Annotated in this window: 14 protein-coding genes; 3 read left to right on the forward strand and 11 right to left on the reverse strand. The window is 61.8% G+C overall.

The annotated features are described in order from the left end of the window. Window positions 1-183 precede the first annotated feature (183 nt). The 4 genes from AC2YHA_RS13440 to AC2YHA_RS13455 form a co-directional block, all read right to left on the reverse strand. Entirely contained in the window at window positions 184-639 is a 456-nt protein-coding gene (locus AC2YHA_RS13440; RefSeq protein ID WP_487401994.1) for a chromate resistance protein ChrB domain-containing protein, read from the reverse strand. A gap of 13 nt (window positions 640-652) precedes the next feature. Next, window positions 653-1,342, reverse strand: a complete 690-nt coding sequence (locus AC2YHA_RS13445) for a superoxide dismutase (RefSeq protein WP_487401995.1) — start codon at window positions 1,340-1,342, stop codon at window positions 653-655. A gap of 71 nt (window positions 1,343-1,413) precedes the next feature. Beyond that, window positions 1,414-2,820 carry a chromate efflux transporter gene (gene chrA / locus AC2YHA_RS13450; protein WP_487401996.1) on the reverse strand — a complete coding sequence of 469 codons (1,407 nt, stop codon included), beginning with the start codon at window positions 2,818-2,820 and terminating at the stop codon, window positions 1,414-1,416. Further along, window positions 2,817-3,773, reverse strand: a complete 957-nt coding sequence (locus AC2YHA_RS13455) for a chromate resistance protein ChrB domain-containing protein (RefSeq protein WP_487401997.1) — start codon at window positions 3,771-3,773, stop codon at window positions 2,817-2,819. The genes chrA and AC2YHA_RS13455 overlap by 4 nt, the downstream gene beginning before the upstream one ends. A 47-nt stretch (window positions 3,774-3,820) precedes the next feature. Here AC2YHA_RS13455 and AC2YHA_RS13460 point away from each other — a divergent pair, with 47 nt between their 5' ends. Beyond that, the gene (locus AC2YHA_RS13460) at window positions 3,821-5,194 is read left to right on the forward strand and encodes an alginate export family protein (protein ID WP_487401998.1); all 1,374 of its coding nucleotides are present in this window, start codon (window positions 3,821-3,823) and stop codon (window positions 5,192-5,194) included. A 21-nt stretch (window positions 5,195-5,215) separates the two neighbouring features. Here the strand turns inward: AC2YHA_RS13460 and AC2YHA_RS13465 are convergent, their stop codons facing one another. Then, a complete protein-coding gene (locus AC2YHA_RS13465) occupies window positions 5,216-5,413 on the reverse strand; it encodes a hypothetical protein (protein ID WP_487401999.1) in 198 nt (65 codons plus the stop codon). 232 nt (window positions 5,414-5,645) lie between these two features. Here AC2YHA_RS13465 and AC2YHA_RS13470 point away from each other — a divergent pair, with 232 nt between their 5' ends. Then, window positions 5,646-7,220, forward strand: coding sequence for an ATP-binding protein (locus tag AC2YHA_RS13470; protein ID WP_487402000.1), 1,575 nt, complete (start codon window positions 5,646-5,648; stop codon window positions 7,218-7,220). A 37-nt stretch (window positions 7,221-7,257) separates the two neighbouring features. Here AC2YHA_RS13470 and AC2YHA_RS13475 read toward each other — a convergent pair whose 3' ends face one another. Genes AC2YHA_RS13475 through AC2YHA_RS13495 form a run of 5 tightly spaced genes read right to left on the reverse strand, consistent with a single transcriptional unit; the run spans window position 7,258 to window position 13,172 of the window. After that, complete coding sequence (locus AC2YHA_RS13475; protein WP_487402001.1) at window positions 7,258-9,147, reverse strand: AAA family ATPase; 1,890 nt, start codon at window positions 9,145-9,147, stop codon at window positions 7,258-7,260. Further along, on the reverse strand, window positions 9,144-9,644 hold the full coding sequence (locus tag AC2YHA_RS13480; protein WP_487402002.1) for an ABC-three component system middle component 2: 501 nt from the start codon (window positions 9,642-9,644) through the stop codon (window positions 9,144-9,146). The genes AC2YHA_RS13475 and AC2YHA_RS13480 overlap by 4 nt, the downstream gene beginning before the upstream one ends. Next, entirely contained in the window at window positions 9,632-10,714 is a 1,083-nt protein-coding gene (locus AC2YHA_RS13485) for an ABC-three component system protein (RefSeq protein ID WP_487402003.1), read from the reverse strand. Before AC2YHA_RS13485 ends, AC2YHA_RS13480 begins: the two co-directional genes overlap by 13 nt. Window positions 10,715-10,717: 3 nt before the next feature. Then, window positions 10,718-11,407 carry a PaeR7I family type II restriction endonuclease gene (locus tag AC2YHA_RS13490; protein ID WP_487402004.1) on the reverse strand — a complete coding sequence of 230 codons (690 nt, stop codon included), beginning with the start codon at window positions 11,405-11,407 and terminating at the stop codon, window positions 10,718-10,720. 52 nt (window positions 11,408-11,459) lie between these two features. After that, window positions 11,460-13,172: an Eco57I restriction-modification methylase domain-containing protein gene (locus tag AC2YHA_RS13495; RefSeq protein WP_487402005.1), complete on the reverse strand. Its 1,713-nt coding sequence runs from the start codon at window positions 13,170-13,172 to the stop codon at window positions 11,460-11,462. A gap of 308 nt (window positions 13,173-13,480) precedes the next feature. Here AC2YHA_RS13495 and AC2YHA_RS13500 point away from each other — a divergent pair, with 308 nt between their 5' ends. Next, the gene (locus AC2YHA_RS13500; RefSeq protein ID WP_487402006.1) at window positions 13,481-14,386 is read left to right on the forward strand and encodes a HEPN domain-containing protein; all 906 of its coding nucleotides are present in this window, start codon (window positions 13,481-13,483) and stop codon (window positions 14,384-14,386) included. 72 nt (window positions 14,387-14,458) lie between these two features. Here AC2YHA_RS13500 and AC2YHA_RS13505 read toward each other — a convergent pair whose 3' ends face one another. Beyond that, complete coding sequence (locus AC2YHA_RS13505; RefSeq protein WP_487402007.1) at window positions 14,459-16,489, reverse strand: hypothetical protein; 2,031 nt, start codon at window positions 16,487-16,489, stop codon at window positions 14,459-14,461. Between the last annotated feature and the right edge of the window lie 56 nt (window positions 16,490-16,545).

Raw genomic sequence — 16,545 nt, forward strand, 5'->3', positions numbered from 1 at the left:
TACAGGGTCAAGCGCCTATGTCGAACCGGGCGGGAGGCTGCGCGCCGGAGCCTGTACCTGCTGCTGACGTTCGCTTTCGCCGGCGCATCGACGGTCAACGCAGCCGACAGCGTTCAGCACCTGCTGGGGGGACCCGGGCTGCATGCCCATTCGCTACTGAATATTGCCGCGATCACGTTTGCTCTAGCTCTTCGGCGGCCAGTTATGGGTTTCGCCCTGGCCGGAGCGGCACCAGGCGTAAAGCGCATCGTACATTGTCATGCCGTGCTCGAGCATCTCGTGGTCGTCGGGAAAGTTCGCGGACAGCCCCAGCGAGATCGCGAACAGCCCGCCTGACTGCGGCGTGAGGTCGAGGCGCGAAGTGTCGGCGCCGCGGACGATCGTGGCGAGCTGTCGGAGTGCGGGGTCGTCGCCGAGATCGTATCGGTCGAGGAACGCGTCGAAGCTGCACTTCTCGCCGACATGGCTCAGTTCGACATCGGGAATGTCATAGGGGATCGCGCCCTGATCCTCGGCGATGGCCAGCACCTGGTCGCTCGGCACGTAGAGGAACTCGGGTTCGTCATCGATGAACCGGGCGATCAGCCACGGGCAGGCGATGCGGTCGATCTTGGGACGCTCGCGGGTGACCCATTTCATGGCGCTTCTCCTCTCATCCTCCAGCCATGGGCTCGACCGAGGCCGCGGCGCGCGCATGCTCATAGCGGCGCTCGACCGTCTCCCAGTCGACGTTGCGGAAGAAGGCGTCGACGTAGCGCGCGGCCGCGGCGCCATAGTCCATGTGGAAGCTGTGCTCGTACATATCGAGCGCGAGCAGCGGCACGCCGGCGATCGCTCCGTGCATGTGATCCCATGCCCAGTGATTGTGCAGTGAGCGGGTGTGGAGATTGTAGACGAGTACGCACCAGCCCGAGCCGCCGGCAAGGCTCATGCCGGTGCGGCGGAAATCGGTCTCCCAACGGTCGAACGAGCCGAACGCCGCGCCCAGCGCGTCGCGGATCGAGCCGGCCGCCTGGCCGTCACCGCCGAGCCCGTCGAAATAGATCTCGTGGAGCACGACCGAGCCGGTGCGGTGCAGTTCCTCGCGCTTCAATCCGCCATAGACCACCGGCGGCAGGTCCGGGTCGGCGAGCGCCGCGGCGAGCCGGCCCTCGATCATGTTCAGCGCCCGGACCGAGCCGGTATAGTTGTTCTCGTGATGCGACCGGATCAGCCGCTCGGACAGGCCGACCAGCTTCGCGGGATCGAACTTGAGCGGCTTGACCTGGTGGTTGCCGGCGAAGGCCGGGACGGGCGGCGGCGCTGCGGCCGCGGTCTGGGCGGAGGCTTCATTGATGGTCATGGCGGCGGCTCCGATGCCGAGGGTTGCGATTGCGCTGCGTCGGGAAAGATCGGTCGTCACGCTTCACTCCTTCAGAGGAACAGCACATAGGCGGCGCCGAGCGCCGAGCAGACGCCGAGAACCGGCAGCACGCCCGCCTTGAACCGGAACACCGCGACGATCGCACCAGCGGCGAGCAGCAGCGCCGGCCAGTTGACGGTTCCCAGCACGGGTACGTCGATCGTGCCGGCGGCAAAGGGGACCTCCCGCACTTGCCCGAACAGTGTGTGGATCGCGAACCACACTGCGAGATTGAGGATCACGCCGACCACCGCGGCAGTGATCGCGGCGAGCGCGGCCGAGAGCGCATGGTTGCCGCGCAGCCGCTCGACGAACGGCGCGCCGGCGAAAATCCACAGGAAGCAGGGCAAGAAAGTGACCCAGGTGGTGAGGATCGCGCCCAGCGTCGCGGCAACGAGCGGCGGCAGCCCGGTCGCCTCGCGGAAGGCGGCGAGGAAGCCGACGAACTGGGTCACCATGATCAGCGGTCCGGGGGTGGTCTCGGCCATGCCGAGCCCGTCGAGCATCTCGCCGGGCTGAAGCCAGCCATAGGTCTCGACCGCCTCCTGCGCGACATAGGCGAGCACGGCATAGGCGCCGCCAAAGGTCACTACTGCCATTTGGCTGAAAAAGGTGGCGATGCGGCTGAACACATCATTCGGGCCAAACGCGAACAGCAGTGCCGCCACGGGCCCCAGCCAGACCAGCAGCAAAGCGCCGGAGATGCGCAGCGACCAGGACAGGTTCGGCCGCGCATGGTCGGGCAGCCCCTCGCCAAGCGCGGTATCGCGGTCGTGCACCACCTCGCCCTTGGCGGCGCCGTGCCCGCCGCCGCCCTTGAACGCGGGATGGCCGGCGCGGCCGCCGAAGAAGCCGATCAGCGCCGCGGCGAGCACGATCAGGGGAAATGGCGCGTCGAGCAGGAAGATCGCGAGGAAGGCGGCGGCCGCAAGGCCGCGCATCATATTGTTCTTGAGCGCGCGCGAGCCCACCCGCACAACCGCCTGCAGCACGACTGCCAGCACCGCCGCTTTCAGGCCGAAGAACAGGCCGGTGACCAAGGGCACCTGGCCGAGCAGCACATAGACGTAGCTGAGGCCCAGGATCGCGAGGAAGCCCGGCAGCACGAACAGCGCGCCGGCGACCAGCCCGCCCTTGGTCTTGTGCAAAAGCCAGCCGATATAGACCGCGAGCTGCTGCGCCTCGGGGCCGGGCAGCAGCATGCAGTAGTTGAGCGCGTGCAGGAACCGCTCCTCGCCGATCCACTTCTTCTCGTCGACGAGGATGCGGTGCATCACCGCGATCTGCCCGGCAGGGCCGCCGAAGGAGAGCGCGGCGATCCGCGCCCAAACCTTGACGGCCTCGCCGAACGGGATGCCGTGATCCTTCGCCTCTGCTGCGGGTTCGAGGACAGGGTTGAGGGATACGGCGTCGGTCATCGTGGCGCCTTCCGGTTGCTGAAATAGGCGTGGAACTGGTCGAGCGCGTCGCTCCCGCGCGCGATCCGCTCGAGATCGTCCTCGCTGGACGCACAGATGCCATTGAGCATTGCGCCGAGGCCCGCCGCTTCGGGCCTTTCGAACTTGCCGTCGGCGATGTCGAGCTCGTGGATCAGCTCGCCGATCGCGGCGAGCGCCGGATCGTCGAGGCCGGCGCGCAGCACCAGCGTCTCGAAGCTGCAGCGGTCCTCTTCATGGGTGAACTCGGCATCGGCCATGTCGAACCGGAGCTCGCCGGGCTCGGGCACATACCCCTTGCCGTCGACGAACTTAAAGCTCGCCTCTGGATCGATGAAGCGCCGGATCAGCCAGGCCGAGGCGATGCGGTCGACATGGACGCCGCGGCGCGTCACCCAGATGCGACGCTTGAGGTCCTCAGGCGCGAGTGCGGGCGCGGGCTCGCTCCGGCTGATGTCGGGGTGGCTGAATCGGCGCTCCTCGAGCTCGCGCAGCGCCGCCTCGGCGCCCTGCCGCCCGTGCGCGCCGAAGAAGTCGAGTCGGACCACGTCCGCCAATCGCCGCCGCAGCCGCTCGATCTCGGAGCCGGCGACCGGTGCCGTCTCGATCAGCCTGCGCGCATCCTGCGCGATCTCCTCATAGTCGGCATCGCGGATCGCATCGAACTCGGCGCGCAGCTCGGCATCGCTCTGCCCCGCGATGAGGCGCGCTTCGATCAGGATCGCCTCGCCGCCGCTCGTGCGGATCTCGTCCGCGAGCTCGGCAAGGACGTGCGCCGCCTCATCCTGCTTCGGCAGTACATGCACGGCGTTCTTGAGCGGCACCGCGCCGATCGCCTGCAGGCGCCGCCCGACCTTGACGCGCAGATAGGGCGGCTTGGCGGGAAGCTGGTGCAGCAGCGCAAGCCAGGCTGTCTTGTCGTCGCTCCGAGTCATGATGCATATGTATCATAGAATCGAATCGGAAGATACATATGCATCTAATGAAATTTGGCCCCGCGGCTCGTGCGAGCCTGGCCACGCTGACCTTGGCATGCGCCACCGGCGCAGCAGCGCAGACCGCGCCCACCGCCTCGCCGCCGCAGGAAGACGGGCTCACGGTCTCCGGGTCGGTGCGCCTGCGCTACGAGGCGATCGGTGGGCAGGTCCGGCCGGGCATCAACGCCGAGGACGAGCTGGTCAGCATCCGCACCACCATTCTCGCCGAATACCGCAAGGGCCCGATCCGCATCGGCGCGGAGCTCTACGACAGCCGCGCCTATGGCGGCGATGCGCGCAGCGGGATCGGCACCGGCGAGGTCAACGTCCTCGAGCCAGTCCAGGCCTATGTCGCCGCCGACCTGGGATCGGCGCTGGGCCGCAACACCCGCACCTCGCTCCAGGTCGGGCGGTTCATGCTCAACCTCGGCTCGCGCCGGCTGGTCGCCGCCGACGAATACCGCAACACGACCAATGGCTATACTGGCCTGCGCGCCGACTTCCGCGGCGCCGACGGCACCCAGGCCGTGCTCATCTATACGCTGCCGCAGGTCCGCCTGCCCGACGATCCGCAGGCGATCCTCGACAATCGGCACAAGTTCGATCGTGAGGGCTTGGATCTCCAACTCTGGGGCGGGCTGGTGAGCCGGCCGCGCGTGATCGCGGGCGCGACGGCGGAGTTGGGGTATTTCGGGTTGGCGGAGCGCGACGCTCCCGCGCGTCCGACGCGCAACCGTCACCTCCACAGCGTCAGCGCGCGCCTGATCCGTGAGCCGGCACCTGGCAAGGCCGATTTCGAGATCGAAGGCATCTACCAGCTCGGCACGATCCGGGCTTCGACGGCGGCAGCCGCGCCCGAGCTCGACGTCTCGGCCTGGTTCCTCCACGCCGATGCCGGATACAGCTTTCCGGGTTCGCTCAAGGCGCGACTCTCGATCGAATATGATTATGCGAGCGGCGGCCGCGCGGGCGGTTCCTATGGCAGGTTCGACACGCTGTTCGGTATGCGCCGCGCCGACCTGGCGCCCGCCGGGCTCTACAATGCGATCGGCCGGGCGAACATCAGCACGCCTGGCATCCGGCTCGAGATGGCACCGACGCCGCGGCTCGACGGGTTCATCACTTACCGAGCAATGTGGCTCGCCGAGCGGACCGATGCTTTCTCGTCCACCGGCGTGCGCGACCTGAGCGGCCGATCGGGCAGCTTCGCCGGACATCAGCTCGACGGGCGCGTCCGCTGGTGGCTCATGCCGCGGCGGTTGCGCGCCGAGCTCAACGCCGTCTGGCTCGGCAAGGGCCGCTTCCTCGAAGCCGCACCCAACGCGCCGCGGACCGGCAACACGCGCTATGTCTCGGTCGCGCTGACGACGGTTTTCTGACGGCCAGGACGGAGACAGGACCTAGAACAGGCTTGGCTGCGCCTCGCGATCGTACAGCAGGTGCGGCCGCGCGTTCTGCGCGGCTTCGACGGCCCGGCGATAGTGGATCGTCCCGTATCGCTCGGCTTCCTCGAAACCGACCGGCGCGAGTTCCTCGGTCGGGTAACAGGCATCGTAGATCGCGCGCGCGGCGGCGCGCAGGCAGGCATCGTGCTGCATGGCGGACTCCAGATAGATCGAATCGCCGTGAGGGGCGCCGGCACGGGCTTTAGAACATTAGGGGAACATTGAGCAAGCGCCTGCGCACGTCGCGAGAGGGGAGTCCGTCGAGAGTAGGAAGCGTCCGGTAAGACCGGCCGCCTCTGTCTCTGGGTGTTCAAAGTAAGCTCTATGAACATCTCGCTAAGCTGCCAGTTCTGCTCTATTCTTCCGGACCGGGGAGGGGCAACTCGTGAAGACGCAAGTAGGCACATTACAGGCGACGCCATCGAAGCGTCTCTTTCTTTCGATCATCGCGGATTACGATCTCAACCGTTCGCTATGCGAGCTCGTTGATAATGGTCTCGATGTATGGGTTAGACAGGGACGATCTTCTCCGATCACGATCAAGTTGACGCTTGACAAGGATCAGCAGCGCATTTGCGTGGAGGACAACGCCGGAGGCCTGCCGAAGAGCGAGTTGAGCTATATCGTCGGCCCCGGTCAAACCGGGTCCGCTCCGACGGACGAGACCATCGGAATTTTTGGCGTCGGCACCAAACGCGCAGTAGTAGCCTTGGCCCAGGATATCCGGATCGCCACGCGCCACGGAAAGAACAAAGCTCATCAGGTCGAGTTCGACGACAATTGGCTTGAGGATGAGAGCTGGGAGTTGCCACTTTACGAAGTGGATGGAATTCGGCCCAGCACGACGGTCGTGGATCTGCAAAGGCTGCGGATGCAGATCACGGATGAAGCGATCGATCTTCTCCGCGATCATCTCAGTGCGACATATGCGAAGTTTCTGACGAACGCGGCCGTTACAATCGAGCTTAATGGCGCCCCGCTTATTCCGACATTTTTTGACAACTGGGCATATCCGCCGGACTACGAGCCGCGGCGATATACGGGAGAGGTGAAAGCCGACGATGGCCGCACGGTTCGGGTTGAGGCGATCGCAGGCCTAAGCGACGAATCCAGTCCTGCCACAGGCGAATACGGCGTCTACTTCTACTGCAACGATCGCTTGGTGGCGCGCGCTCTTAAGACCTTCGACATGGGTTTCATGAAGGGCTATGCGGGCCTCCCTCACCCTAAGGTGTCGCTGGCGAAGGTTCTGGTGTCGTTGAAGGGCGACGCCCGCTCGATGCCGTGGAACAGCAGCAAGTCGGATATCAGCACGAAACATGAAGTGTTTCAGGCGCTTCATGCATGGCTAATGGAAGTGGTCAAGGACTATGCTGCCCTTTCGCGCATCTGGATGGGCGACTGGCCGGATAAGGTTTTCGCGCACAAGGAGGGCGCGATCATCGATGTGCCGGTCGAGGATTTCCCGGCGGCGAAGAAGTCTTACCTGCCGCCAATGCCGAAGTCGCGACCCCGATACGGGGATGTGATAACGGAGGCGAATAAGAACGTCGCGAATAAGAAACCTTGGGTAAAAGGCCTCTACGAAGGTGTGATCGCGGCGGATTTGATCTCGAAGCAGGCCTTGGAGCAGAAGAACCGAATTGCCCTCATCGTTTTGGACAGCACCCTTGAAATAGCTTTCAAGGAATACCTGGTTCGCGATTCAGGAACGCACTACACCGACGCACAGTTGCTCAACATTTTCCGCACCAGGCATCAGGTGCATCAGGAAGTGCAGAAATACGTCACCCTGAAGCCGGACACTTGGAAAAAGATCGGCCATTACAGCGATATGCGAAACAAGTTGATCCATCAGCGCGCTACGGCGGGCGTGAGCGACGCGGATCTGGCCGACTTTCGCGCAGTCGTCGAAGGTGTCCTGAAAAAGCTCTACAATCTCAAGTTCGTAAGAAACTGAACGGCGCTGCCCTGCTTGGAGGTGGCGTAGGTCAAGATTAGACGAGCAAGGCTTCGAAGTCGTCCCTTGTTGCTCCCTTGGGGAAAAGGCCGGAGCGGCCCTGGCCGGGAACGCCCGTGAACAGGATCGTATGTTCGGAAGAACGAACCTCCTGCGGCGGATCGGTATTCTCGATGATGATGACTTGGCGATCATTGGGAAGCTTGGCAATGTATTCGAAGAAGCAGGTATTGAGGTCAGAGCCCCTAAGGTCGTCCCCTTCTCCTTCCGGCTCGCGGTAGGAGAGCAGCGGCGAATCTAGCATGACGAAACCGGGATGGGCGGTTTCGTTCAGGCGGCAATATTCCATCAAGCCGATGGTGAAAGCGGCTTGTGTGATAGCCCTCAGGCCTTTGCCGTAGGCGATCCGGTTCTTCCCATTGATGACAAGATCGCGGGTGCTCAGGTCGAAATGCACACGATCCGCGCCGGGGAAATGCCAAGCCTGAAGGATGTCTTGGATCAATGCCGCAAACTTATCGACTGTCGCGGTGGAGAGTCCGACATCCGGCGTTTCATTCGGGCTGCCGAACCGCGCTTCGTCTTCCTTCTCCAGTTTTTCCTTGCGCTCTATGAGGTCGCTCAGGCCGCGATGGATCGCGAGCGCTTCCCGGACTTCGCCGCCCTTGTCGGCAAGTTCCTTGTAGCTGGAACGAAGCTGTCTGAGGTTCGGTGCGACGATCGATTCAATCCGTGTCGATAGCTCTTTCAGACGAGACTCGAGTCGCGGCATCCTGCGTTCGAAGCTCACGGCTTCATCGCGAAGCGTGACCATCGTTTGGGCCAGCTCCTGCTGGCGCACCGTGATCTTGGCGATTTCCGCACGGGCGGCGGCAACGACGCGATCAACGTCTCCGTCGCAATCATCCTTGCTCAGGTGATGCTCGGCGGCCGCACCGCAAAGCGGGCAGTCAGCCTCTCCAAGCGCGCCAAACAGGCTGCCGGCCTCCTCGATGGCGGACAAGCGTTCAACGTCGCTCCGATAATGCGCGTCGAGCAACGTGAATCGGTCAAGGAGAGCCGTGATTTCCGTCAGCCTGTTGTTGGCTTCCTCCACCTTTTTGGCGACATCACGCCGCTGGACCGCGGCCTCCTTGAACTCGCTCTCCGTGGCGGCGAGCTGCTGGCTTTGATTGGCCATGGTCGCTTCCAGGCGATCAAGCTGCTGCTGAAGCTCGTCCGGTTTGCCAGCGAGCTCTTTCACCTGCTTTTCGTAATCAGCGATAAGCTGCTCAAGCAGTTCGATTTGAGCGCCGCGCGATTGATCTTCCGCCGTCGGCTTGCGGCCAGCCGTATATGCGCTGTCGTCAACGCCCGTCAGCAGCAGTTTAAAGACGGAGGTATTGGCCGTGTCGGCGACGACATTGCCATCGGACAGGGGCGATCGTTCCTGGATGATCTCCTGTTCGTTGATCAGAATAAGCCGCGCCAGATTGCGGAAGCTGAGGCTCTGGGTTTCGCCCCGTTTGTTCTTCCGAATGCGTTTCTGGGTCAGTTCGATTTGACTGAGCAGGAAGACGGATAAATTGTCATCGCGTTTGTCGTTGTGCGTATCGGCAAGAGCGGTGCCACCGCCCTCGGGTAGCTCTCCTGCATGGAGGCCGTCAAAGAGTGTGAAGCCCCCGCCGTCGATGGAGCGGCTTACGGTGAATTGTTCGCCGGTCAGGGACTCGAAAGCGAGTAAGATACGATCGTAACCCTCCCGCTCGGGGATATCACGAAGTGGCGGCTTGCCGCCCAACATGAAATCCACAGTGTTCAGAATGAAGGATTTACCAGTGTTCGATGCCCCGTAAACGACGTTCAGGCCAGGGCCGAACTCGACAATTGCGGGTTCGGTGGCGGGGCCGTGGAAGGCGAGAGAGCGGAGGCGCAAGCCGCGCGTCATGTGTCGGCTCCCAAACTCTGCTCGGTTTCCTGGAATTCCATGAGCCACTGATCGAAGAAGCGGCGCATCAGGGCCTCGAATTCGGCGTCGGTATAGTGCGCCAAATGGTGGACGAGCCATCCGGCTCTGTCCTTCATCGCCCGCAGATAGGGCGCTTGCAGCGCATCCAGAAACATCGCCGCTGCTTCCCCTGCGCGATAGGTTATGCCGTGGTCATCGGCGTTCCGCGCAATCAAGTCGCGGGTCATCATCAAATGAACGCCGTCCTGCACCACGCGCCGCCGTACCTGCGTTGCTGGGGCGCGGATCGGGCTATCGGGGTGAAGGTCGTCCGGACCGCCAAGCTGGCCGGTATGGACGAGCAAATAATCGAAGGCGGTCAGACGCTGGATGTCGAATGCACGCGGAAAGGCCGCGCCCAGAATAGCCACTGCACGAAGCCCTGCCTCCAGGGGGCCGTTGAATGTCAAGGCTCGCCCTCTGGTCACTTCGTCCATTTCAGACGATCCTCGTTGGCAAGCTGATGGCAGATGCCGTGGCGGTCTCTAGTCAGCGCGCTGGGGCCGAGCGGATGGGATTCGAGAGACATGTCCTGCGCTGCCTTGGTGGCAGCCTTGACCCTTTCATAGCCGTCCACGTGCTGGCCTTCGACAGTGTCGATCACTCCGTCGAAAATTTCATCCTGAAGGCTCTCATAGGTGCCCGGCTCAACCTTTTCGCGGACGAACACTCGCAACGACTCCGCATGATAGAAACTTTCGCGCGACCGCCTGAAATGGTCGCGGAGCGGCTTCCACTGCTCGAGCGCGGCGGTGTCGGCAACCGGCTGCTTGGTATGGTCGGCATAGGCCTCAAGGAGGCTGCCGACGTACTTTTGTTCGTGCTCTTGGATCTCGTCGGGGGGATCGTCCGGCTTCGGCCGGGGCGGAAGTGCGCCGCCAAATCGCGAGAGAAAGTAAGGTGTGCTCCTGTGCTGGTCGATCAGCTCGCGGGGAGAGAAGGATTTGAAGATCGAGAAATCGAAGGCCTCCAGATAATCGGCAAATTCACCCGCAAGAGCGATCTTCTCGTTGCTGATGATCGCGCCGGAAATATTTTTGTCCCATTCCTTCTTCACGCGCGCTTTGAGGGCGGGCGCGTTCGATAGGAGCTGGTCCAGCGTTGTGCCGACGCCCCTAGGAGCCATGAAATAATAGGTCCTAGGAGGCTTATAGTGGCCCTGGAACGAATGCCAGATGATCTTGCCGATTTCAGGCCAAGCCGCGCTGGGTGTTACCGTCGCTTGAAACCGTTTGCACTGATATAGGTCCCAGATGCCGTTCAGCATCTCGGCATCGGTGAACCCTGCTATGTCGATACCGCGATCATTCGCGCCGGTGAAGCGGCGAACCCCAGTATATTTGTCCTTAAGGGCCGAAACCCATTCCTCGACGAAGCTCTCCCACTGGTCCGGCGTATAAGTCATGAGCCTTGTGATCGGCTCGATCGGCGGTCCCGCTTGCAAAAGGGCCGCTGAGGTGAGGACCGACGGCTTTGGAGGATCGGCTATCTCAGCGAAGCCGTCCATGGCTCAGGCCCGAGCAGCTTCGGCCGCTATATGAGCCGCGAACCCTGTCACGAAAGTTTTGAGGCTGGTTAGCTCCGACATTTCGCAGAATTCCCCGTCCTTCGCGGCCGATCGTGGCGAGGCCATGACGGCAGCTGAAGTGTAGAGCTGCTCCTGAACCAAGCGTTGGCAAAGCACGTCGTATCGCTTGAGGTAGGATGCGCCTTTGAATTCCGGAAAGACGCGGAAATGCGGCGACCGATCGTTGATCGGACGGCGCGAAGCGTCCGCATCTTCGACGAGCATGAGCCAACCAACGAAGGGGCGAGGGTGTTTGCCAAAAGCGCCCTCGCGATAGGCAACCGCGAAGTCATGTGCAGTGCCGATCGCCTCTTCGGTCCGGTTGTTGAAATTGTTGCCGAAGGACGGACCGACCTGGCTTTTCAGCTCGATCGCGGCGACGAGCCGGTCATCGAGCATTACGAGCAGGTCCCAAAGCTTCGTCGGCCGAAAATATCCCGGCAACGTCAGCAGTGCACGCTGCTGATGAATCCGCGCGTGCCGGAGACCGTTCCGGCGCACGAGATCAATAATGAGTGCTGTGAAGCCGTCCATGTTCTTGCCGCCGGTGACGCCCGCACGCTCACCTTGATCGACGACTCCAGCTTCAATCTGTTTTTGTTTGGCTAGTTCGCGGTTGCCCCAGAAGGCCATAACCGCCTCGCGCGCCTGACGTTCGTAGTCCGCTAAATCTAGGCCCATGCAGTCAGCTACCCCCCAAAGCTGCCCGTTCTTTCTGGGTCAGCCCATATAATTCGTAAACAGCTTCGTTGCAGGCGGCAACGTCCTGATTTTCAGCGGCTTTGATTAGCCGGCGCTGGAGAGCGGACGAAACGTCTTCCCAGCGCGGCAGGCGTATGCGCCGGAGATACTGCGCCTGGAAGCGCAGGAATCCGCCGCGCATCTTGGTGGAATAGGTGGCCACGAATAGCCGCGCGATGCCGGAGAGTAGTACCGCTTCCACCGCACGCACATTCCACACGTCTGATGTAATGAAATAGAGATTGTGGTGCGGGTAAAGCCGCCCCTCCTCATACACGATATGTGCGCCGCCCTTGATGTCTGGGATAAGCAGCTTCGGTTTCGCGGCAATCGCGGGATATATGCGGTCGATCGTGCGATACCAATTCGCGGGGGCTTTTTGCGCGACATGACGTCCGGCGATCTGATCGCGCCGCGCTTCCAAATAGCGTCTGAGGCGTGGAAAGCGAACCAGATCCACAAGGCGGCCATCATCGGCGAAGGGATTGACGACGCCCAAACCACGCCACTCAACCGTGCCTTTGTCGATATCGCGTGTCATGACCAGCGGCAGCTTGCGGTCGGGCTCAACGTCAAGCTCGTCATAAGGCCCGATGAAAGCCTTATCTGCGCCCGTCGCAACGCCTATGCCGACCTTACAACCCGCCTCCTCGATTGTCGGAAACTCGGCTTCCAAGCGGCGGACAAGCGCAAGCTGGTCGCTTGTGTCGAGCAGCCACGGCTCCGAACCGGCCGCGACATTGCTGATTTCCCCAACGCCCGTTTCGGGCGGTGGCGGCTCTTTCCCGGTGAGCGCGATGGCGAGGGCTGTAAGCGCCGCGCTTTCGATGGGCGGGCGGTGCGCTATGCGCGTCACCTTTCCCTTATCCCGGCCGATGACGGTGATCGCCGGATAGGCGGTCACTTCGGCATGGAAGGCATCGGTGCCGACCATATCCACATAGCATTGAAGGTGAAAGTCCTTCGCGACCAATCCGCGCAGCGGCCCGCCATAGCGGTTCTTCATCCAGCGATCCGAGCAGATGAAGCCGAGTTCTCCGCCCTTTTCCAATAGCCTCAACGAACGCTCTATGAAGGGAATGTAGATGTCGGCGCGGTCATAAATCGTACTGTAGCGCCTGCGATATTCAGCCATGAGCGCGTCAGGGATTAGCTCTTGCCGGACATAGGGTGGATTTCCGACCACGGCATCAAACGACCCTTCCAAGGGCACGAGCAGGAAATCGCCATGGATCAGCCATTGATCGGCGACAGCGAGTGCTTCGTCGCGCGATACTCCGTAGCGGCAAAGCAGCAAAACCACATCATCATAGGTCCGCTGAAACGAGTCGCGATTCAGCTCGACCGCGCGCACGGCATTGGCAAGGGACGAAGGCGTTGCCTCAGTCGCACTCCAGGCTTTCAAAAGGCGCTCGATGGCGGGCAGCAGGAAATCCCCATCCCCAAAGGACGGCTCAAGCAGACGAATGGCATGAAGCGGCTTGCGGCTGTCGTAGCCGACCAGATCGAGAATGAACTCCACCACCTCGCGCCTGGTGAAAATCGCTCCTCGTTCTTCAATTCCGGAATTCGCAAGAGCGTTGACCGCCTCGGTCACGGGACAGAGATCAGGAAAGGACGGCTCTTCAAGTGTTGCGGCAAGACTGATCCGGGCCATTGGGACACTTTTGCTTCGGCGGAAATTGCTTTCCAGCGGGGTTGCGGGCGCGTAACTCGCGGAACAAAACTAGACCATGTGCGGCCGGTCGATGTCAACAACGTCCTATCCGTGTAACTGAGGAGATCGGGCGACGCAGCCCCTCCGGGCAAAGGTGTCCGACGGCCCCGGAAGTTGAGAACCGCGCTTGAGAACGCGCGCCGATAACGGCCATCCGGCGCCGCCGAACGCCTGATGATAGATGGCGATTTGTCCGTTCGACAACCTGTGCTTGCCAAGAGGGACTCGGTCGCCGAAGATTCCCCGTGATGAAAAAGGATGTCGATCACCTGCCGGTCATCCAACAGAGCGAGCTGGAACGAGTCCAGCGTGTGCTGATGGAGGAGTTCGCCGAGGCGATCTCCAGGGCGACGATGCCGAGCCGCAGGAACGGCAAGATCCTCAAGATCATCCTGTTCGGCTCTTATGCGCGTGACGATTGGGTCGACGAGCCCGAAAACGGCTACCAGTCCGATTTCGACCTGCTGGTGGTGGTCAACCACGAGGACCTCACCGATATCGCCCATTACTGGTATGTTGCCGAGGACCGCATTCTGCGCGACGCCGAGATTCGGCGGCCGGTCAACATCATCGTGCACTCGCTCGACGAGGTGAACCAGTCGCTCAAACGCGGCGAGTATTTCTGGGTCGATATCGCCCGCGACGGAATCATCCTTTACGAATTGCCCTGCCATCCGCTGGCGACGCCGATGCCACTCACTTCGGCCGATGCCTATCAGATGGCCAACGCCTATTTCGAGGAGTGGCTCAAGAAGATCGACAGCGGGATCAAGCTGTCGAAATTTGCCATTAAGGAAAGCGAATGCAAGGATGCAGCCTTCCTACTGCACCAGACAACCGAGCGCGCTTACATCTGCTTCCTGCTCGTGCGAACGCTTTATTTCCCACGCTCGCATAACATCAAATTCCTCCGCTCGCTTGCCGAGGACAACGAGCCGCGCCTGATCGAGGCATGGCCGCGCGAGCGCCGGATCGATCGACGACGCTTCCAGCTGCTCAAGCGGGCCTATGTCGAAGCGCGCTATTCGACGGCCTATGAGATCACCATCGACGAACTCAACGCGATACTTGCTTGTGTGCGCACCCTACGCGGCATCGTCGAACACGTGTCGCGCGAAAGGCTCCAAGAACTGAGGTCCGCAGCCGGGCTGTAGTCAGCCACAGCCGCCACGGGGAGAGCCGTGGATAGGTCAATCGCATCGCCCTCGTACAGGGCGAGCTGGCGTTCAATCATCAGGTTGAGCAACTGTGGCCGGCACCGAAAATGTCGCCATGTAGCGGTGCGGGTTCATGATGGGGTATGCCATCAGCAGCGGACGCCCATCGCAGAGGGGAATCTGGCTTTCGGACCAGTCGAGCGCCTCGATGAATGATGCGACACCGGGGTGCTTTTCGAAAACGGCCGGGATCACTTTCTCCGCTTCTTCAGCGGACTGATACAGAGTGCGTCTCACGAAGGCCGCATCCCTGCTGCCGTCAAACGACACGGCCGCCCCTGCATTATATTCGCCGGTGGAAAGGAAGAGTTCGAGCCAGTGCGCATCGGTGACGGGGCAGCCTTCGAACGACCAGCTGGCGCCGTTGCTCTGGTTGGTGATGACGAGCGGGACGAGGCGCAACTTGAGCTTTGCATCACTCTCAGGCAGGAGATCTGCGATCACATCAAGATGGTCCGCTAGCCAAGCCGCTTTGCGGCGTGCCTGTGAAGCGGCATCTTCGAGCTTGCGCAGATAATCATAGCGTTCGATCGGATCGGCCGGACCAAGGAAGCATTTGATCTCGCCGACCACGATGCTGGCACCAAGCCGGAAAACAAGGTCAATCTCCTCCTTACCTCCGCCGCCTGGTATCGAGCGCACGTTGCTTGCCGCGCCAGTCAGCAAGGGATTGCCAGCTATCGCCGCTACGAGACGATCTCTCACGTTCTGCTCAAAGATCAGACCGTTGGTCGTCTTGGATAGATCGGTGCCTTGGCCGGCTTGGAGCCAGCGCTCGACCGCTCGGAGCGGTGAGCCCCAAACGAGAGCTCCGGCGACCAGCATTAGATCGGCGCCGTCTTGGCTGGCGACGAGTGGCCGATGCCAGATACCCGTCGTGAAAAGTGGCCCCAGCGGGCCGTGAGGATCCGAGGTTAGGAACTGCACTGTCGCTTCAGCAACGACCGGAGTTAATCCGAGGGCGTTCTCAACGGCCGAGATGATGCTGGTGCGCGGCATGCGGCATGCCATGCGCTCCACCCAAGCCCTATCTGGTTTGTCCGGGTCTGCATCGTGCGGCAGCGCCGCAGCGAGCAGATCCTGCAGCAGCAGGCTCGCGCGCACAAGCAGGCGGGGAGTGAGACCTACGGCATTGAGCGGCTGATCGAGAAAAACGGAAACATAGGCGTCCTCTACAAGATCTAGGGTCGAGCGATGGAGCATCGACTGCTCGGCCGTGGGCTGACTGAGAGCGATCGCTGGCACGGCTCCTGGCGTGTAGGCGCTAACGGTCACTGCGAGCGGGTGCTCAACCGGAACATCAGGATATCGCCGTTCCAGATGCCGGTTGAGAACGGCACTCTGATGGAGAATTGCTTGCTCTCGCCAGTCCCAGATCCGCCACATGGCTTGGTCTTTGGGATTAATCGGAAAGACGCGTACCGCTTCGTCGGTGATCTCGATCGCCCAAGGTTCCCACAAGACCTCCTGCCAGACCTCTCGGAAGCTGTTCTCCATCGACAGTATTGCCTGCGCTGCCGCGCTAGGAGGGCCGAAATCCCGATCGGCGCCTTCATCTGTAGCGGTCAGCTGCGCGGCTGCCGCGAACCAGTGTGGCAGCGTATCGATTATCGCCGTGTTGATGTCGCTACTGACTTGCGGCGTCCCACCCTCGTGGGTGGTAATTGCGATCTGGGACAGTGCGGATAGGTATGCAACTTTGGAATCGTCCTTAAACTCGGCGATCGCTGCATGCATTTTCTCACGGATGATTAGAAAGCCACGGTTGGCGGACGCGATCGCCAGCATCACAACTTCGGCTGCTGACATTCCCTCGAAGAGCTTCGCGATATAGTGATCGCGCAGTGCGCGAACCTGTTGATTGATCAAGGCCGCGGTTCTCGCCAAGGTCCAATCACGCGCGGTGGCGACGTCTCCTGGCGCGATCTCCTGCCATAGGGCTAAATCGAATGCGTTTGAGGTAGGATGCGGTATCCGCGGTTGTGCCCGTCCGGTGAGATGACGGAACAGAAGCGATTCGACATCGGTGGTGCTGGGCATCGTTCCTGTTTGCCGCTCGTTACGGCATTGAACAATCGCCCAATCGTTCTGTCGCG

It is taken from the genome of Sphingomonas sp. SRI_018 (assembly GCF_057586275.1).